21 protein-coding genes are annotated in these 17,563 nt (G+C 68.9%); 7 read left to right on the top strand and 14 right to left on the bottom strand.

Annotated elements, in window-relative coordinates; genetic code table 11:
- The 5 genes from cobO to ACS5PN_RS30730 are packed head-to-tail and all read left to right on the top strand — an operon-like array spanning position 1 to position 4,244.
- The gene (cobO, locus tag ACS5PN_RS30710) at positions 1 to 570 is read left to right on the top strand and encodes a cob(I)yrinic acid a,c-diamide adenosyltransferase (RefSeq protein WP_439467824.1); all 570 of its coding nucleotides are present in this window, start codon (positions 1 to 3) and stop codon (positions 568 to 570) included.
- Positions 570 to 911: a DUF1636 family protein gene (locus ACS5PN_RS30715; RefSeq protein ID WP_439467825.1), complete on the top strand. Its 342-nt coding sequence runs from the start codon at positions 570 to 572 to the stop codon at positions 909 to 911. Before cobO ends, ACS5PN_RS30715 begins: the two co-directional genes overlap by 1 nt.
- Complete coding sequence (cbiB, locus tag ACS5PN_RS30720; protein WP_439467826.1) at positions 908 to 1,822, top strand: adenosylcobinamide-phosphate synthase CbiB; 915 nt, start codon at positions 908 to 910, stop codon at positions 1,820 to 1,822. The genes ACS5PN_RS30715 and cbiB overlap by 4 nt, the downstream gene beginning before the upstream one ends.
- Positions 1,819 to 2,796, top strand: a complete 978-nt coding sequence (locus ACS5PN_RS30725) for an aminotransferase class I/II-fold pyridoxal phosphate-dependent enzyme (protein ID WP_439467827.1) — start codon at positions 1,819 to 1,821, stop codon at positions 2,794 to 2,796. Before cbiB ends, ACS5PN_RS30725 begins: the two co-directional genes overlap by 4 nt.
- A complete protein-coding gene (locus ACS5PN_RS30730) occupies positions 2,793 to 4,244 on the top strand; it encodes a cobyric acid synthase (protein ID WP_439467828.1) in 1,452 nt (483 codons plus the stop codon). The genes ACS5PN_RS30725 and ACS5PN_RS30730 overlap by 4 nt, the downstream gene beginning before the upstream one ends.
- Before the next feature lie 5 nt (positions 4,245 to 4,249).
- Here the strand turns inward: ACS5PN_RS30730 and ACS5PN_RS30735 are convergent, their stop codons facing one another.
- Positions 4,250 to 5,107 (bottom strand): OmpA family protein, encoded by an 858-nt coding sequence (locus tag ACS5PN_RS30735; protein ID WP_439467829.1) that lies wholly within the window; start codon positions 5,105 to 5,107, stop codon positions 4,250 to 4,252.
- A 100-nt stretch (positions 5,108 to 5,207) separates the two neighbouring features.
- On the opposite strand from ACS5PN_RS30735, the gene ACS5PN_RS30740 reads away from it, so the two are divergent.
- A complete protein-coding gene (locus ACS5PN_RS30740; protein WP_439467830.1) occupies positions 5,208 to 6,209 on the top strand; it encodes a S1/P1 nuclease in 1,002 nt (333 codons plus the stop codon).
- Here ACS5PN_RS30740 and ACS5PN_RS30745 read toward each other — a convergent pair.
- From ACS5PN_RS30745 to hisF, 7 genes are all read right to left on the bottom strand, one after another.
- Complete coding sequence (locus tag ACS5PN_RS30745; protein ID WP_439467831.1) at positions 6,206 to 7,540, bottom strand: DUF1501 domain-containing protein; 1,335 nt, start codon at positions 7,538 to 7,540, stop codon at positions 6,206 to 6,208. The two genes, ACS5PN_RS30740 and ACS5PN_RS30745, sit on opposite strands and share 4 nt — an antisense overlap.
- Positions 7,537 to 9,225 (bottom strand): DUF1800 domain-containing protein, encoded by a 1,689-nt coding sequence (locus tag ACS5PN_RS30750; protein ID WP_439467832.1) that lies wholly within the window; start codon positions 9,223 to 9,225, stop codon positions 7,537 to 7,539. Before ACS5PN_RS30750 ends, ACS5PN_RS30745 begins: the two co-directional genes overlap by 4 nt.
- Before the next feature lie 146 nt (positions 9,226 to 9,371).
- A complete protein-coding gene (locus tag ACS5PN_RS30755; RefSeq protein ID WP_439467833.1) occupies positions 9,372 to 9,620 on the bottom strand; it encodes a YfhL family 4Fe-4S dicluster ferredoxin in 249 nt (82 codons plus the stop codon).
- A 2-nt stretch (positions 9,621 to 9,622) separates the two neighbouring features.
- Positions 9,623 to 10,120 (bottom strand): pantetheine-phosphate adenylyltransferase, encoded by a 498-nt coding sequence (gene coaD, locus ACS5PN_RS30760; RefSeq protein WP_439467834.1) that lies wholly within the window; start codon positions 10,118 to 10,120, stop codon positions 9,623 to 9,625.
- On the bottom strand, positions 10,117 to 10,665 hold the full coding sequence (gene rsmD, locus ACS5PN_RS30765) for a 16S rRNA (guanine(966)-N(2))-methyltransferase RsmD (RefSeq protein WP_439467835.1): 549 nt from the start codon (positions 10,663 to 10,665) through the stop codon (positions 10,117 to 10,119). Before rsmD ends, coaD begins: the two co-directional genes overlap by 4 nt.
- On the bottom strand, positions 10,662 to 12,215 hold the full coding sequence (locus tag ACS5PN_RS30770; protein ID WP_439467836.1) for a hypothetical protein: 1,554 nt from the start codon (positions 12,213 to 12,215) through the stop codon (positions 10,662 to 10,664). Before ACS5PN_RS30770 ends, rsmD begins: the two co-directional genes overlap by 4 nt.
- A 4-nt stretch (positions 12,216 to 12,219) precedes the next feature.
- Complete coding sequence (gene hisF, locus ACS5PN_RS30775) at positions 12,220 to 12,993, bottom strand: imidazole glycerol phosphate synthase subunit HisF (protein ID WP_439467837.1); 774 nt, start codon at positions 12,991 to 12,993, stop codon at positions 12,220 to 12,222.
- 111 nt (positions 12,994 to 13,104) lie between these two features.
- Between hisF and ACS5PN_RS30780 the strand changes: the two genes are divergently transcribed.
- On the top strand, positions 13,105 to 13,704 hold the full coding sequence (locus tag ACS5PN_RS30780) for a CHRD domain-containing protein (RefSeq protein WP_439467838.1): 600 nt from the start codon (positions 13,105 to 13,107) through the stop codon (positions 13,702 to 13,704).
- Positions 13,705 to 13,708: 4 nt separating this feature from the next.
- Here the strand turns inward: ACS5PN_RS30780 and hisA are convergent, their stop codons facing one another.
- The 6 genes from hisA to ACS5PN_RS30810 are packed head-to-tail and all read right to left on the bottom strand — an operon-like array spanning position 13,709 to position 17,499.
- On the bottom strand, positions 13,709 to 14,458 hold the full coding sequence (gene hisA, locus ACS5PN_RS30785; RefSeq protein WP_439467839.1) for a 1-(5-phosphoribosyl)-5-[(5-phosphoribosylamino)methylideneamino]imidazole-4-carboxamide isomerase: 750 nt from the start codon (positions 14,456 to 14,458) through the stop codon (positions 13,709 to 13,711).
- Between the two features lie 57 nt (positions 14,459 to 14,515).
- Positions 14,516 to 15,163: an imidazole glycerol phosphate synthase subunit HisH gene (hisH, locus tag ACS5PN_RS30790; protein ID WP_439467840.1), complete on the bottom strand. Its 648-nt coding sequence runs from the start codon at positions 15,161 to 15,163 to the stop codon at positions 14,516 to 14,518.
- Positions 15,160 to 15,768, bottom strand: coding sequence for an imidazoleglycerol-phosphate dehydratase HisB (gene hisB, locus ACS5PN_RS30795; RefSeq protein ID WP_439467841.1), 609 nt, complete (start codon positions 15,766 to 15,768; stop codon positions 15,160 to 15,162). Before hisB ends, hisH begins: the two co-directional genes overlap by 4 nt.
- A complete protein-coding gene (gene hisC / locus ACS5PN_RS30800; RefSeq protein WP_439467842.1) occupies positions 15,765 to 16,847 on the bottom strand; it encodes a histidinol-phosphate transaminase in 1,083 nt (360 codons plus the stop codon). Before hisC ends, hisB begins: the two co-directional genes overlap by 4 nt.
- Entirely contained in the window at positions 16,844 to 17,281 is a 438-nt protein-coding gene (locus ACS5PN_RS30805; protein ID WP_439467843.1) for a PIN domain-containing protein, read from the bottom strand. Before ACS5PN_RS30805 ends, hisC begins: the two co-directional genes overlap by 4 nt.
- Entirely contained in the window at positions 17,278 to 17,499 is a 222-nt protein-coding gene (locus ACS5PN_RS30810; RefSeq protein ID WP_439467844.1) for a CopG family transcriptional regulator, read from the bottom strand. The genes ACS5PN_RS30805 and ACS5PN_RS30810 overlap by 4 nt, the downstream gene beginning before the upstream one ends.
- Positions 17,500 to 17,563: the final 64 nt, after the last annotated feature.

Below are 17,563 nucleotides of genomic sequence, written 5' to 3' on the forward strand. Positions count from 1 at the left end.
ATGGAAATCGAACAACCGCCGGTGAACCGCGAACGCGTGATTCCCAGCGGCGAGCGCCGCGGCCTCGTCATCGTCCACACGGGCGACGGCAAGGGCAAGAGCACCGCTGCCTTCGGCCTCGCGCTGCGGGCCCATGGCCGCGGCAAGCCGGTGCGCATCTACCAGTTCATGAAGGTGCCCAGCGCCCGCTTCGGCGAGCACCGCGTCTTCGAGCAGCTCGGCGTGCCCATCGAAGGCCTGGGCGACGGCTTCTCGTGGAAGAGCAAGGACCTGGAGCACTCCGCCGAACTGGCCCGCGAGGGCTGGGGCCGTGCCGAATCGGTAATCCGCGCGGGCGACCATTTCCTGGTCGTGCTGGACGAGATCATGTATCCGCTGCGCTACGGCTGGCTGGCGCTGGACAGCGTGATGGCCTGCCTGCGTGAGCGCCCGCCGCATGTGCACGTCGTGCTGACCGGCCGCGGCGCGCCAGCCGAGCTCATCGAGCTGGCCGACACCGTCACCGAGATGACCATGGTCAAGCACCACTACAAGGCCGGCGTGCCGGCGCAGCGCGGCATCGAAGACTGATGAGCAGCGCCCTCGTCATCTGCACCACCTGCGCCGACGGCCGGGGCCAGGCCCTGCTGGAGGCCGTCGAGAACGAGGCCCTGGCGCGCGACTGGCCTCTGCCCGTCCGCGGCCAGGCCTGCATGGCGGCCTGCAAGCAGAGCTGCACGGCGGCGCTGCAGGGCACCGGCAAGCACAGCTATCTGTTCGGCCAGCTGGCACCCGACGCCGCCAGCGTCGACGCGCTGCTGGCCGTTGCGGCCCAGCATGCCGAGCCGGGTGACGGCCTGCTGGCCTGGGACCGCCGTCCGGAACGCCTCAAGGGTGGCCTGGTGGCTCGCCTGCCACCCGTCAGCCCATGAATCTGCTGCTACCGCTGGCCATGGGTGTCGCCCTGCTGGTGGACCGCCTTTTCGGCGAACCACCGGCCTGGGCCCATCCCGTCGTCGGCATGGGGCGCTATCTCGGCCTGTTCAAGCTGACCCGGCTGCCGCCGGCCATCGGCTTCATCGCCGGCGCACTTGCCTGGCTGCTGGGTGCCGCGCTGATGGTTTTCCTGGCGCTGTGGCTGGAGGGCTGGGGACTGCTGCTGCTCAAGCCCTGGAGCTCGATGCTGGGCTTCGTCGCGGCGGCCCTGGCAATCGGCCTGTTGTTGAAGCCCCTGCTGGCCTGGCGCATGCTGGCGGACGACGCCCTGGCTGTGGAAACCGCATTGAACGAATCCTTGGAGGCCGGCCGTACGCGGCTGTCGCGCCTCGTCAGCCGCGACACCACGGCCCTGACCGAGACCGAGGTGCGCGAAGCCGCCATCGAGACCCTGGCCGAGAACCTCAACGACTCCGTCATCGCACCGCTGTTCTGGTTTGCCATCGCCGGCCTGCCGGGCGCGGCCCTCTACCGCTTTGCTAACACGGCGGACGCGATGTGGGGCTACCGTGATGAGCGCGAATGGTGCGGCAAATGGGCGGCGCGGGCCGACGACCTGCTGTCCTGGCTGCCGGCACGGTTGACGGCACTGGTGTTGATGCCCCCGTCCTTCGGCCGACTGCCGCGCGAAGCCCGCCGCACGCCCTCCCCCAACAGCGGCTGGCCCATGGCCGCCATGGCGCTGCGGCTGGGTCGGCGGCTGTCCAAGCCGGGTGTCTATGCGCTGAACACCGAAGGCGCAGCGGTGCAGGCCGGCGACTTGCACGCGGCCCGTGCCGTCGCAACGCAGGCCGTCATCGTCGGTGCCGCGCTGGTTGCTGCCCTCGCCTGGGCGCTGCGCGCATGAAGCCACCGCTGCTGCCCGAACACGGGGGGCCGGACGACGGCCCGCTGGCGGCGCATGACTTCTCCACCAATGCCAGCCCGCTGGGACCGCCGCCTGAACTGATGGCCGCCGTGCAGGCCGCCGATCGACGCAGCTATCCCGACCCCAGCTATCGCGCCCTGCGCCGCCATCTGGGTGACGCGGACCTCGTGCTGCCGACCGCCGGCGGTGCCGAAGGCATTCGTCGACTGACCTTGGCCGCCCTGCACACGGGCCACCGCGAGGTGTGGGTGCCCCAGCCCGGCTTTGGCGACTACGCCGTCGCCGCGCAAGCGCTTGGCCTGGCCGTGAAGCCCTATGCCGCGCCGGCTGACATCCAACCTGCGTCGCAGGCCCTGGTCTGGATCTGCGAGCCCTGCAACCCGACGGGTGGCAGCGAAGCCGCCTGGCCGACGCTGGACGGCCACCTCGTCGCCGTCGACCGCGCCTACGAACCGCTGCGCCTGCACGGCGAGACACCCGCGCTGCCGCCCGGCGCCTGGCAGCTCATCTGCCCCAACAAGGCGCTCGGCCTGACCGGCGTGCGCGCCGGCAGCCTGATCGCGCCCCGACAGGACGATGTCTGGAGCCATGTCCTGTCGCTGGCACCCAGCTGGGTGCTGTCCGCCGAAGGCGTGGCGATGCTGATGCATTGGCCCAGCGAAGCCACTCGGGCCTGGCTGGTCGACGCCCGTGCCAAACTGCGCAACTGGACGGTGCAGCAGCGCCAGCTGCTGGCCGACCTGGACTGGCAGCAGCGCCCCAGCTGCACGAATTTCTGGCTGGCCCGTCCACCACGGGCCGACATGGCGCCGCGCCTGCGCGAACACGGCATCCGCGTGCGCGACGCGGCCTCTTTTGGATTGCCCGGCTGGGTGCGCGTATCGGCCCAGCCGCCCACCGCCCAGCAGGCTCTGCAGCAGGCCCTGCTTGAAATCGAAAGCGAAGACGCATGAACGGCAAGGCAGTCATGGTGCTGGGCACCACCAGCGGCGCAGGCAAGAGCTGGCTCGCTACGGCCCTGTGTCGCTGGTACGCCCGCCAGGGGTTGAAGGTCGCGCCCTTCAAGGCCCAGAACATGAGCAACAACGCCCGCGTGGTGCCGGGGCTCAACGGGCTGATGGGCGAGATCGGCTCGGCCCAGTACTTCCAGGCCCTGGCCGCGAACCGCATACCCGAGGTGCGCATGAACCCGGTGCTGCTCAAGCCCGAGGCCGACACGCAAAGCCAGGTCGTCGTGCTCGGCGAAGTCGATCCGGCCCTGTGCAATGTCCCCTGGCGCGAGCGCAGCGCCCTGCTCAAGCCCCGTGCGCGCGCGGCCCTGCATGAACTGCTGCGCGAGAACGAGGTCGTCGTCATCGAGGGCGCGGGCTCGCCGGCCGAGATCAATCTGGCGCCGAGCGACTACGTCAACCTTGGCACGGCGCGCGATTCCAGGGCTGCCTGCCTCCTCGTCACCGACATCGACCGCGGCGGCGCCTTCGCCCATCTGTACGGCACCCATCAGCTGATGCCCGAGGACGTGCGCGCCCAGGTCAAGGGCTTTGTGCTGAACCGTTTCCGCGGCGACGCCGGCCTGCTTTCACCCGGCCCGGAGCTGCTGGAGCGCATGACCGGCGTGCCCACCATCGCCACGTTGCCGATGTGGCGCGGCCATGGCCTGCCCGAGGAAGACGGTGTGTTCGACGACGCCAGCACGGGCCATGCGGGCAGCGGCCTGCGCATCGCCGTCGTCGCCTATCCGCGCATCTCCAATCTCGATGAGTTCCAGCCGCTGCGCCAGCTGTCCGGCGTGCGCCTGTCCTGGGCCCGCGAGCCCCGCGACCTGCAAGGCGCGGACTGGATCATCCTGCCCGGCTCCAAGTCCACCGCAGCCGACCTGGCCTGGCTGCGCGCGCAGAAACTGGACCTCGCCATCAACGCCCACCGCGGCCGCGTGCTCGGCATCTGCGGCGGCCTGCAGATGCTGGGCGAGGCCCTCATCGACACCCATGGCGTGGACGGCAATGCGCCGGGCCTGGGCCTGCTGCCCCTGGTCACGGCCTTCGAGCCCGAGAAGCTGCTGCGCAGCACCGAGTTCAGCTTCGCCTCGTCACTGGATGGCGGCTGGCAGGCCCTGGCTGGCGTCAAGGCCAGCGGCTACGAGATCCGCCATGGCCGCACCCAGCCCCATGCCGGCCTGCCGCCGCCCCAGGTGGCTCTGCGCAATGCGGCCGGCGAGGCGGTGGGCTGGCAGTCGGGCCAGGTGCTGGGCGTGTATGCCCACGGCCTGTTCGAGCAGCCGGCCGTACTCAAGGCCTTGTTCGGCCAGTCTGGCCGCTCGCTGGACGCGGTGTTCGATGGGCTGGCGGACTTCATCGATCTGCATTTCCAGGCCGGCCGGCTGGCCGGCCTGATCGACTAGCCGCGTCACTTCTTCACCAGCTCCACGCGCCGGTTCTTGGCCCGTCCTTCTTCGCTGCGGTTGTCGGCAATCGGCTTTTCCGCGCCAAAGCCTGCGGCAGTGAGCCGCGCGGCCGCGATGCCGCCGGCCACGACGGCATTCATGACGCTCTTGGCGCGCTGATCGGACAGGGTCTTGTTGGCCGGGGCCGAACCGACGTTGTCGGTATGCCCCTCGACGGCGAGCTTCAGCGCCGGTGCCGCCTTCAGCATGGCGACGATCTCCTTCACCGAGGCCTGGCCGTCGGGCTTGAGATCGGCCTTGTTGGTGTCGAAGTTGATGTACAGCGCGATGAAGCCGTTCTTGTTGATCTCGTCGAGCATCTTGTTGGCCGTCACGACCTGCTGCATGGCCGCGACCTCGACGACGGTCAGCTTGTAGCTCTGCGTCGGCGCGCTGAAGATGCCGGGCTCCACCAGCACCCACACCTCCTTGCCGCCGGCGTTCACGCGCAGCGTCGTCTCGCCGCCATCGCCGTCCTTGGGCAGGCGCTCGTAGACCACCTCGCCACCAATGCCCTTGATGGCGTTCTGGTAGTTGCGGATCAACTGCAGGGCGCTGGGCTGTTTGTCGACGTCGCCGTGGAAATAGAGGATGTCGGTCATGTCGCCCTCGATGCGCTTGCGCACCGGGTTGCCATCGGTGCCGCGGGACACGGCGAAGTCCGCGCCGTTGAAGTTCTTGGCGTATTCGACGATGTGGGAGTTCGGGTAGCGCGTCAGCAGCGGGTGGTCCTTGCTGCGCGCCACGTCGGGCGGCGCGGCCCAGGCCAGGTTCAGGCACAAGAGGAAGCCGCCGATGAGGCGGAGCAGCTGGAGTCTCATGAGGGGTCTCCTGGTGGTCTGGTTGATGCTAGCGGCGGATTTCGTCGCGTCCACCGCCAAGCGGGCAAGATTGCGGGTTTGTCAGCCTGAACCATCGCCGATGCGCCGCCTGCTTGCCACCGCCCTGCTTGCCCTTCCCCTGGCCGCCCACGCCTGGGGCTCCGACGGCCACCAGACCGTCGCGGCCATTGCCGAGGGCCTCATCCAGGGCAGCCCCGCCGAAGCCCGCGTGGCGGCCCTGTTGGGCGACATGCCGCTGACGCAGGCCGCCATCTGGGCCGACTGCGTCAAGGGCATCTCGCCCAGCCAGGGCTACGCCTATCCCAACCCCGGCAAATACCCGTCCTGCGCCCAGCTGGAGATGCCCGCGCGCATCGCCGAGATGGCCGACTATGTGAAGCGCAATGACCGCCAGTGCGAGCTCGGCCTGGACGAGGACGCTTGCCACAAGCAGGTCCACTACGCCGACATCGCCGTCCAGCGCGGCCGCTACCAGCCGGGTGCGGTGGGCACGCGGCCGGATGACGTCGTGGGTGCACTGCGTGCCGCCATTCGCGTCTTGCAGGGCAAGCCATCGCCCGGCCAGCCCAACTTCAAGAGCCAGCGCGAGGCCCTGATCATCCTGGTTCACCTGGTGGGCGACATCCACCAGCCCCTGCACGTGGGCAGCCTCTATCTCGATGCCCAGGGCCGGCCCGTCGACCCCGACAAGCAAGGCTTCGACCGCGCCAGCTTCACCATCGGCGGCAACAGCTTCCTGCTCGATCCGACAACGGGGTCCAAGAACTTCCATTCCTATTGGGACAACGTGCCCGAGGCCCTCAGGCCCCGGCATGTCGATGCGGCCTGGCTGTCCGAGGCTCGCCAGATCCCGCGCGATGCGGGCCATGTGCTGGACTGGTCGGCTCGCTGGGGCAGCGAGTCCGTGGTCCTCGCGGCCACGGCCCACGAAGGTCTGCAATTCAGCCCCAAGCAGGGCGAGAGCTGGCAGGCCAGCCTGCCCGAGGGCTATGAAGCCAGGGCCGAGGCGATCAAGCGGCAGCAGTTGACCAAGGCAGGCGCCAGACTGGCCTGGGTGTTGAAGACGGTTTTTCCCAACTAGGCCCAGCCCGCCATCCGATCAAACCCCGCGCCATGCGGCCACACCGCCGCCAGCGTCGCCGCATCCGCGCCAAACCAGCGCGCGAGTTCCGTGCCGAGCTGATCGGTCGCCGTCGTCGGCAGCCACACGCCCTGGCCCACGTCGTCCGGCCCGCCAATGGTCAGGTCGGGCATGTGGCCCAGCAGCTTGCCGCCATTGGCGCCACGCGCCGCACCGCCAACGGCGAAGTGGTGATTCCCCCAGGCATGGTCGGTGCCGGAGCCGTTGCTGGCAAAGGTGCGGCCGAAGTCGCTGGCGCTGAACAGGGTCACGCTGTCGGCCAGGCCCATGGCCACCATGGCGGTGTTGAAGGCGGTGACGGCGGCGTCGATCTCGGCGAAGTTCTCGTTCTGCCGCTGCAGCTGATCGTCGCCATGGGTGTCGAAGCCGCCGATGGACGTAAAGAAGCATTGGCGCGACAGGCCTAGCGCACCGCGGGCGGCGATGAGCTTGGCCGCCATGCCGAGCTGGCGGCCCAGGTCGGTTTCGGGGAAGGTGGTCGTGACCGTGCTGCTGGACAGGGCCGCGGCCAGGGTGCGCTGCACCTCCAGGCTGCGGCTCATCATGTTGAGCCAGGTCTGCTCGAAGGGATGGCTGCGCGCCTCGGCGAGCGTGGCCGCGACGGCGGCGGACAGCGGGTCGCTGCCGGCCTTGGCATTGGGGTCGTAGAAGTCGAATCCGAAGCGGCCTGAGGCCGACACACGGTAGGGCGTCAATGCCTTGTCGCCGGCCTCCCAGACATTGCCGCCCGACAGGCTGATGGCCGCATAGCCGCGGTTCGTCTGCCCCTCGGCGACGGCGCGCTCCAGCAGCCGACCGCCCCAGCCATTGCGCGGCGGCGCCTCGACGACACCGCTCTGCCAGGCGCCCTGCTGGTCGCTGTGCGAGAACAGGTTGTAGGGCAAGGGGACGCTGCGGGCGTCGTACTGCGCCTTGGTCGTCGGCTGCAGCAGCGGACCGATATTCGCGATGACGTTGGCCTGACCTGAACTGACCAGGCCCTGCAGGCCCGTGAAGGCCGGATGCAGGCCCAGACCGGTCGCGTTGGAAAGGGTCAGCGGTCGCAGCGTTGCGCTGTCCAGCGCGAGATTGGGCCGGGCGCGCTGATAGGTCGTGTATCGAGCATCGGTCGGTACCAGCAGGTTGTTGCCGTCGTTGCCGCCGAACATGAAGACACAGACCAGGGCGCGGTAGTCGCTCGCGGCTGGAGCCGTTTGCGCCAGCGCGCGCATCTGGGCCCAGGGGTTGAGCGCGGCAGCCGCGCCCAGTTGGAGCAGGTGGCGGCGCTTCATCGCTGTATCACATGGTCGGGGCTGAGGGCGGTGACGATCAGGACGGCTCTGACCTTGTCGGTCTTGCCCTTGACCGCGCCGACGAGGGTGGTCAGGCGCTCGCGCGTCGAGCTGCTCATGCCGAGGTTGAAGAACAAGAGGTCCAGGCGATCGATCAGCGCCGCGGCGTCCAGGGCCGCGAGGCTGGCCAGGTCGAGCTTCAGTCGATGCTCCTCGGGCCAGCCATAGCCGCCGCTCTGGAACAGGTCGGCGAAGAAGTTCAACGAGCCGGCAACGGCCGTCTCGCCACTGATCTGGAACTCCGGCGCCACCCAGCCTTGGGCGGCAATAGGTCCGGCAGGGCGATAGCCGGGTGAATAAAAGTTGAAGACCGAGGGCGCCAGGAGCGGGCTCTGGCCAAGGGCGTCATCGCTGCTGTCGAGGTACTGGATGCGGTTCATGCCACTCGCGCTCTTGGCACCCAGGCCGCGCAGCATGTTGGCGAAGCGGATGACGGGTTCGCGCTGCTTGGCGACGTTGGCGGCCGGGCCGTCGCCACGCGCCTCGGCGTCCATCAGCACGGCGCGCACGACCGCCTTCAGGTTGCCGCGCACGCCGGCGCCGTCATTGACGAATACCGCTGCCACGCGGCCCACATAGGCGGCGCTGGGGTTGCTCGCCACCAGGCGCTGGATGAGCTGCTTGCAGAAGAAGGGCGGCACATTGGGGTGCTGGAAGATGGTGTCCAGCGCCTCCTTCATGTCCTGCTCGGCCGTCTGGCCGCCAGTCAGCGTCTTGCCGTCCAGCAGCAGCTTGTCGCCGGGCGAGTGGTAGTTGGCCCAGGCCTTCATGGGCACCACCCACAGGCCCTCGATGTTGTCGTCGTGGTTGTGGAACTGCGTGTTCTTGCTGGTGTCCAGCGCGCCGAAGCTCCAGCCGCTGAAGGCCTTGGCAAAGCCCTTGACGACGGTCTCGTCATAGGTCGGCTGGGTCTTGCCGGCCGAGTCCAGCTTGGGGGTGCCGTCGGCATTGAGCTGGATCAGGCCGATGGAGAAGAGCTGCAGCACCTCGCGCGCGAAGTTCTCGTTGGGATGGGTGCCCTTGCTCGTGTTCTCCTTCTCGCTCTCCAGCATGTTCAGGTAATAGCCCATGGCCGGGTGCAGGGCCACGTCCTGCAGCAGGGTGCGCCAGTTGCCGAAGGCGTTGCGGTTGAGCATGTCCATATAGCTGCTCATGGCCGCGGGCCGGATGTCGGGCGCGATATTGCTGATGACGAAGATCTGCAGCAGGGCCCAGCTGACCCGCGCCCGCAATTGGTCCTCCCCCGTCAGCCATTGCTGCCAGACGGCTTCGTAGCTCATCTCCTCGCTGATGCGCGGCGTCTCGCCGGCCATCTGGTCGCGGCCGCGCTGGCTGTTCAGATAGTCCATGTGCAGGGCCGCCGGCCTGGCGAACTGCGCCGTCAGCCAGGCGTCGAAGCCCTGGCTGACGAGAGCGTCGACCTGCGCAGGCCCGGTGGCGCCGAAGCTGGCCTGGCTCAGGAAGCGGGCCGCGTCGCGCCGGCTGGGCGGCGCCGCGGGTGGCGCGCTGGGCGTGGGGTCGGGTGCGGCCGGTGTGGCGGTGCCAGGGTCAGATGACCCACCACCTCCACCACCGCAGGCGGCGAGCAGCGCAGCCGCAGCCAGCGCCGCCGAGGCGGTGCTCATGCTCAGATCAGGCGGTGCCTGCCCGAGCTCCGTTGTATCGGTCTTGTTGTCGTCCACCACGCTGCCTCCTGCGTCGCGATGCGACTCTAGGCAGGCACGCCACTTGCCGGCGTGAGCAAAGGTGAACGAATGTTGCTGTGCCTGCGTCAGGCCGCGGTGAGGCGCTCGTACTTCTGCATCAGCGTCTCACGGCTTTCGACATGGGCCGGGTTGATGGGGATGCAGGCAACGGGGCAGAGCATCACGCACTGCGGCTCGTCGAAGTGACCGACGCACTCGGTGCACTTGGCCGGGTCGATCTTGTAGAACTCCTCGCCCATCGAGATCGCGTTGTTCGGGCAGGCGGGCTCGCACACATCGCAATTGATGCACTCATCGGTGATCATCAAAGCCATGTTCAGTTCCTCTTGAACTTCTCGTTCAATCGAGCCAGCACACCCGGCGACACGAACTCCGCCACCTCGCCCCCCAGCGTCGCGATCTCGCGCACAAAGGTGCTGGACGTGTACTGGTGGTGCTCGCCGGGCGTCAGGAAGATGGTCTCGACCTCGGGCATGAGCTTGCGGTTCATGCCGGCCATCTGGAACTCGTACTCGAAGTCGCCGCCGGTGCGCAGGCCGCGCACGACGACACGGCCAGCGTGGGTGCGGACGAAGTCGCGCAGCAGGCCGTCGAAGGCGCTGACCTCGACATTGCCCAGCGGCGCGGCGACTTCCTGGGCCATTTCCAGACGCTCATCCAGAGAAAACAGCGTCTTCTTGTGATGGCCCACGGCCACCGCCAGCACCAGCCGCTCGAACATCGCGGCCGAGCGGCGCATCAGGTCTTCGTGGCCCAGGGTGATGGGATCGAAGGTTCCGGGGTAGACAGCCGTGATGGTGGTGCGCGAGGTCATGGGGCCTGATTGTCCTCGCGACGCAGCAATTGGTAGTGCACGGCCCCGGCACGGCCCTGACGCCAGGCGGTGAATCCGGCCGGCGCGGCGATGTCGTGTGGGGACTCGACGTAGATCAACCCGTCCTCGGCCAGCAGCGGCGCGGCGGCGGCGAGTGCGCGATCGAACAGGTCGTCGGCGAACGGCGGGTCGAGAAAGATCAGGTCGAAGCGGTCGGCACAGGCCGTCATCCAATTCAGCGCATTGGCGCGGTGGACGGTGATGGTGGTGGCCTTCAGGCGCCGCTGGCTGGCCCGCAGCCCGTCCGCCAACGCCGCCTCGCGCTCGATCATCACCACGGCGTCCGCCCCGCGCGAGGCCGCCTCGAAACCCAGGGCGCCGCTGCCGGCAAAGGCGTCCAGCACGCGCCAGCCGGTCAGGGTCTGGCCCAGCCAGTTGAACAGCGTCTCGCGGACGCGGTCGGACGTCGGGCGCAGGCCGGGCGAATCAGGCACGGGCAGCTTGGAGCGCTTCCACTGCCCACCAATGATGCGAACTTCACTCATGTGTGATGACGGAGTATCAGGTCCAGCACCATGGTGACGAAGACCGCCAGCCCGACGCCGATCTCGGCACGCGTCAGCGACAGCGCGCGGCGCCAGGCCAGGCTGCACAGCGGCACGAACAGGGCCAGGCCGACGATGCCCGTCCAGGGGCGCCCCAAGGGCACGACCAGGGCCCAGGTCCAGGCCGCAAAGAGCACAAAGCCCCAGAACTCGCCCTTTGTCGCCTGTCCGAACATCCACAGCGCCTGGCGCCAGCCGCTCGCAATGACGCCAGGCCAGGTCTGGCCGTCCTTGTCGAGCAAGTCGTGCAGCCGGTGCATCAGCAGCGCGACGATGACGGCCGCGCCCACGCCGATGGCGAGGGCCAGTCCGCCGACCACGACGCCGAGGTTGGCCCAGCCATCGCCATTGAGCTTGCCCGGCCCCCAGACCGTGGACAGCACAGGCACGGCAACGAGCACACCCAGGCCGACGGTGGCCATGTTGCGCGCCGACGGCGACGCCTGCCGCAGCGCCAACCGACCGACGGCGAACAGGGCCAGCGCCAGCCCGGACACCATCAACCTCAGCCGGAGATCGGCCCAGATGTCAGCCGGGCGGGCGGCCGGCCGGACGGGCGACCGCTTGGCCGCCGGCGCCGTGTCCAGGGCCTCGGGTGGCGCCAGCCGCCTGGGCGATGCCAGCCAGCGGTCCGCGGCGTTGGCCGGCCGCTTCGACAGGGCCGTCGCCTGTTGCCAGCGCGCGAGCTGCTCGTCGAAAGCAGGATCCCAGCGCCGCCACAGCTGACGCTCGGCATCCGGTGCCGCGGTACCGGCCTGGGGCAGCAGCAGCGGCGCCTCGCCACCGGTGCGCGCGGCGCCCAGCACGGTGGGCAACAGCATCTGCCAGCGCGCCTCGCCGAGGCCATCGCAGGCCAGTTCGGCCGTCTGGTGGAGCTGCAGGGTCGGGCCTTCTTCACCGGCCTGCCCCGGCAAGGATGCCTGGCATTGCAGGGTCAGGCCGCGCTCGGCGCTGCCAAAGCGCAGCTGCAGCTGCTGCAAAGGCAGGGGCAACTTGGTAGCCTCCAGCGTCAGCGCCAGCAGGAAGCGCAAGCCGCCACCGGGCTGAGGCTGGGTCCAGAGGCCGCCTCCCTGGGGCTGCCATCCCTTGGACTGGGCAAAAGCCTGCGGCAACTCTCCCGCCTGCTGGGGCGCTCGGTAGGCCAGCTTCGCCGACGCGTTGTAGGCCTCGCGCCAGCTGTCCTCGAAGCCGGCCTCGGTCGCCGGCAGCTCGCGCCCCTGCGCTATGGCCTGGCCGACGCGGGGCTCATCCACAAAGGGCTTGCCGCGCATGCGCGCGAGCTGACGCTGCCACAGGGCGCGGCGCAGGCTCTGTGCGTCGTCAGCGCGATCCTGAGCGGCCAGCACGTCCACCATGAAGAAAGCCAGGCCCGGGTCGGTGCCCAGCGAGGTGTCGTCGACGGCCGCGGCAAACCGCAGCGGCACCGCCGTCGCGATGGCGCCGGCCAACATCAGGGCCAGCAGGGCGCCGAAGCGGCACAGCCGCCTCATGTCCTCACCGGCGCACCGGGATGCCACGCGCCGCCATCAGCGCCTTGGCTTCGCCCACCGTGTGTTCGCCAAAGTGGAAGATGCTGGCCGCGAGCACGGCGTCGGCGCCGCCCCGGGTGATGCCATCGGCCAGGTGCTCCAGCGAGCCGACGCCGCCGGAGGCGATGACGGGCACGGGCACGGCGTCAGACACGGCGCGGGTCAGTTCGAGGTCGAAGCCGCTCTTGGTGCCATCGCGGTCCATGCTGGTCAGCAGGATCTCGCCGGCGCCGAACTCGGCCATCTTGCGCGCCCATTCAACGGCATCCAGGCCCACGTTCTTGCGGCCGCCATGGGTGTAGACGTCCCAGCCCTTCCCTCGCGGGTCATCGTCGGGGCGGCGCTTGGCGTCGATGGCGACCACGATGCACTGGGCGCCGTATTTGTCGCTGGCGGCGCGGATCAACTCGGGGTCGGCCACCGCCGCGGAGTTGAAGCTGACCTTGTCGGCGCCCGCATTCAGCAGCCGGCGTACATCGGCCACGGCGCGCACACCGCCACCCACCGTCAGCGGGATGAAGACCTGGGAGGCCACGGCTTCGATGATGGGCAGGATGAGGTCGCGGCCGTCGCTGGTGGCCGTGATGTCGAGGAAGGTCAATTCATCGGCGCCCTGCTCGTTGTAGCGGGCGGCGATGTCGACCGGGTCGCCCGCATCACGCAGGCCGACGAAGTTGACGCCCTTGACCACGCGGCCGGCGGTGACGTCGAGGCAGGGAATGATGCGTTTGGCGAGCATGGCAGGGGGACGGAAAACCAGCCTGGATTATTCCTTTCCTGATTAGGTCTTCGCAGGGGCGCGCAAGCATCGCCCAATCGCGGCTGCTCAACCCACCCCACGGAGACGACGATGAGACTGACCGCCCCCGCCCTGCTTGCCGCGAGCCTTGCCCTGGGCGCCACCGCCGCCTCGGCCCATCCGGTGACCTATATCGGCACGCTGAGCAACCTCGGCGAACCTGCAACAGCCGCGGGTTCGCTGGGTACTGGCTCGGTCAGCATCGTCTTTGACGACGACACCTTCACGATGAAGGTCGACGTGACCTTCAGCGGCATGAGTGGCAACACCACGGCCAGCCACATCCATTGCTGCACGGCCGCTGCCGGCGCCGGCTCGGCGGGCGTGGCGACACCACTGCCGACCTTCCCGGGCTTCCCGCTGGGTGTCACCTCGGGCAGCTACTCCCACACCTTCGACATGACCCAGGCCTCGAGCTGGAACCCGGCCTTCGTCACGGCCAACGGCGGCACGACCTCGGGCGCCTTTGCCGCGTTCGCGACCGGTCTCGCCGACGGCAAGGCCTATCTGAACATCCACTCGACGACGTCGGGCGGCGGGGAGATCCGCACCTTCCTGGCGCTGGCGCCCGTGCCCGAGCCGGAGAGCTATGCGTTGATGCTGGCAGGCCTGGGCCTGCTGGTGCTGCGCCGGCGCAGCCTGGGCCGCTGAGGCGTCAGCCTTCCGCCGCCATCAGCTCGTCGGCACGGGTCTGGGCGGCGGCGAAGTCGAGCGCGCCGGTGTAGATGGACCGGCCGCAGATGACACCTTCGACGCCGTCGCCGAAGACGGCGCACAGGCGCTCGATGTCGGCGATGTCGGACAGGCCGCCCGAGGCGATGACGGGAATCGTCAGCGCCTGAGCCAGCTTGACCGTGGCCTCGATGTTGATGCCGGTCAGCATGCCGTCGCGGCCGATGTCGGTGTAGATGACGCCTTCGACACCGTAGTCCTGGAACTTCTGGGCCAGGTCGATGACCTCGTGGCCTGTCAGCTTGCTCCAGCCGTCGGTGGCGACCTTGCCATCCTTGGCATCCAGGCCCACGATGATGTGGCCGCCGAAGGCGCTGCAGGCGTCCTTCAGGAAGCCGGGGTTCTTGACCGCCGCCGTACCGATGATGACGTAGGACAGGCCGTCGTCCAGGTAGCGCTCGATGGTGTCGAGGTCACGGATGCCGCCGCCGAGCTGGATGGGGATCTCGTCGCCCACCTCCTTGATGATGGCCTTGATGGCCGGCTCGTTGACCGGCTTGCCTGCGAAGGCGCCGTTCAGGTCCACCAGGTGCAGGCGCCGCGCGCCGGCATCGAGCCAGCGGCGCGCCATCGCGGCGGGGTCTTCGCCGAAGGTGGTGGAGTCGTTCATGTCGCCTTGCTTGAGGCGGACGCAGCGACCGTCTTTCAGGTCGATGGCAGGGATCAGCAGCATGGCCGAGAGCAGGGGGGCTGGAAAAAGGGAGGCGGGGACGAGAAAGCGCAGACCGGCTTAGGGTTTCCAGTGCAGGAAATTGCGGTAGAGGGCGAGGCCCAGGGAGGCACTTTTCTCGGGGTGGAATTGAGTCGCAAAAATATTATCCCGGGCCACCGCACAGGTAAAGCGAGTCCCGTAATCGGTCTCGCCGGCGCTGTGTTCGGGCGACGCGGTGGTCGCGTAGAAGCTGTGCACGAAGTAGAACCAGCTTTCGTCCGGAATGCCATCCCACACCGGGTGGCGGCGCGGCTGGTGAACGCGGTTCCAGCCCATCTGCGGCACCTTGTAGCGGCTGCCATCCGGCTGCAGCCGGCCTTCGAGGCGAAAGCGCTGCACATGGCCCGGGATCAAGCCCAGGCCGGGCGTGTCCTGCTCCTCGCTGTGGTCCAGCAGCATCTGCATGCCGACGCAGACGCCCAGCAGCGGCTTGGCGGCAGCCGCTTCCAGCACGGCCTCCTTGGCACCCGACGCGGCCAGTTCGGCCATGCAGTCGCGCATGGCACCTTGCCCCGGCAATACGACGCGCTCGGCGGCGCGGATCAATTCCGGGTCGCAGGTGATGGCGACATCAAAGCCCTGGCCTTGCGCTGCATGGATCACGGCCTGCGACACCGAGCGTAGATTGCCCATGCCGTAGTCGACGACGGCAACAGTCCTCGTCACAGCGAGCCCTTGGTCGACGGGATGACGCCCGCCGAGCGCGGGTCGGCCGTTGTCGCCATGCGCAGGGCGCGGCCGAAGGCCTTGAACATGGTCTCGGCCTGGTGATGGGCGTTGTGGCCCTTCAGGTTGTCGATGTGGATCGTGGCCAGGGCGGCGTTGGCGAAGCCTTGGAAGAACTCGAAGGTCAGCTGGGTGTCGAAGGCGCCGATGCTGCCGGCGGTGAACTTGCAGTCCATGTGCAGGCCGGGCCGGCCCGACAGGTCGATGACGACGCGCGACAGCGCCTCATCCAGCGGCACATAGCTGTGGCCGTAGCGGGTCAGGCCGGCCTTGTCGCCCACCGCCTTGGCGACAGCCAGGCCCAGGGTGATGCCGACGTCTTCCACCGTGTGGTGGCCGTCGATGTGCAGGTCGCCCTCGCAGTGGATGTCCAGGTCGATGAGGCCGTGGCGGGCGATCTGGTCCAGCATGTGGTCGAAGAAACCGATGCCGGTCTGCAGCTTGGACTGGCCCGTGCCGTCGAGGTTGATGCGCACGGTGATGCGCGTCTCGCGGGTGTTGCGGGTGACTTCGGCGGCTCGTGTGGTGACGGAGGGGGTGGTCATGACAGACAGCTCGGGAGTTCAGCCAGCAGGCGGGTGTTTTCGTCGGGCGTGCCGACGGTAAGGCGCACACAGTTCGCAAGCAGCGCGTGCATGGCCGAGACGTTCTTGATCAGCACGCCGCGGGCCTTCAGCGCCGCGAAGGTGGCGGCCGCATCCTGCACCTTCGCAAGAATCATATTGCCCTGGCTGGGCCAGGGGGCGATGCCGGGCATGGCCTGCAAGGCCGTGAACAGGCGCTCGCGCTGCCGGCGCAGTTCGGCGGCCTGGGCGGCATAGACCTCGGCATGCTCCAGAGCGAAAAAGGCTGCCTCGGCGTTCAGCACGCTGATGTTGTAGGGCGGACGCAGCTTCTCGACCTGCTCGACCAGCTCCGGCGCGCCCAGCAGATAGCCGATGCGCACGCCGGCCAGGCCGAACTTGCTCATGGTGCGCATGACCAGCACATTCTTCCGGCGGGCCATCAGGGCCAGGCTGTCGGCACTGGCGAAGGGTTGGTAGGCCTCGTCCATGACGACGAGGCCGGGCGCCGCCTGGGCGATGCGCTCGATGACGGCGGCGTCCCACAGCGTGGCGGTGGGGTTGTTCGGGTAGGCCAGGTAGATCAGGGCGGGCCGGTGCGCACGAATAGCTGCCAGCATGGCGGCCTCGTCCAGCTCGAAGTCATCGGCCCGCAGCGGCACGCCGACGAAGTTGAGCTGCTGCTGGCGCGCCAACGCCTCGTACATGACAAAGCCGGGCACCGGGGCCAGCACCGTTGCGCCCGGCTGGGCGACGGCGATGGTCAGCAGGCCGATCAACTCGTCCGAGCCATTGCCCAGGGTCACGCCGACTTCATCGCCCACGCCCGCATGGCGGGCCAGGGCGCGCGCCAGCTCGGCGGTGCGCTCGGCCGGGTAGCGGTTCAGCGCCACGGCGCCGAGGCGCTCGCCCAGGGCCTGCTGCAACTCGGGCGGCAGGCGGTAGGGGTTCTCCATCGCGTCCAGCTTCAGCAGGCCGGTGCTGGGCTGCACCACATAGGCGTGAGCCGCGAGCACGTCGGGGCGGATCTGGGCGAGGGCTTGGTCGAGAGCGGCTGTCATGGCGCAGGGACGGGAGCGACGAGAGGATTGAGCACCTGCACGCTGTCATAAACGGCGTCGTGCGGCAGGGCCAGGCTGAGCAGGCAGGTGCAGCCCTGGGCCTTGGCGCTGGCGACGACGAGGGCGTCGGCAAAGGCCAGGCCGAAGCGGCTTTCCAGTGACCAGGCGGATTCGACCGTGGCCTGGTCGACGCCCCAGGGCCGCCAATGCTGGTAGCGGCGCACCTCGGCGCGCACGTCGCCCTGCGGCATGGGCGGGCTGATCTGGCGCGTGGCCAGCAGGTAGAAGTCGTTCAGCACCTGCACGGAGACGCGGCCGGTGCGCGTGGCCCAGAGCTGTCGCAACCAGGCCAGCACCTGCTCGCGCTCGGCCGGGCGAGCGCCGTCCTCGCTGAACAGCAGCACGGAGGTGTCGACGAAGACGGGGTCTTTCATCCCAGCACCTGTCTGCCCGGGTAGGGGTCGCCGTCCGAGGCCCAGGAACGCTCGCGGTGCAGCCAGTCCTGCTGGGCCCGCTCATAGGCGTCGTCGTGCAGCATCTTCTCGGCCAGCAGCTCGCCGAGCAGGCGGGAGACGCTGGTGTTGCGCCGCGCGGCCTCCAGCCGGGCCCATTCGGCCACGGCGTCGTCCATGGACACGGTGACGTTCTTCATGAGCCGGAGATTACACGAAGTTCGTGTTGCACGAACTTCGTGTCGAAATAACCCTCGCTTGGTT

The organism is Roseateles sp. NT4, from assembly GCF_051857475.1.
Classification (GTDB): domain Bacteria; phylum Pseudomonadota; class Gammaproteobacteria; order Burkholderiales; family Burkholderiaceae_C; genus Pelomonas.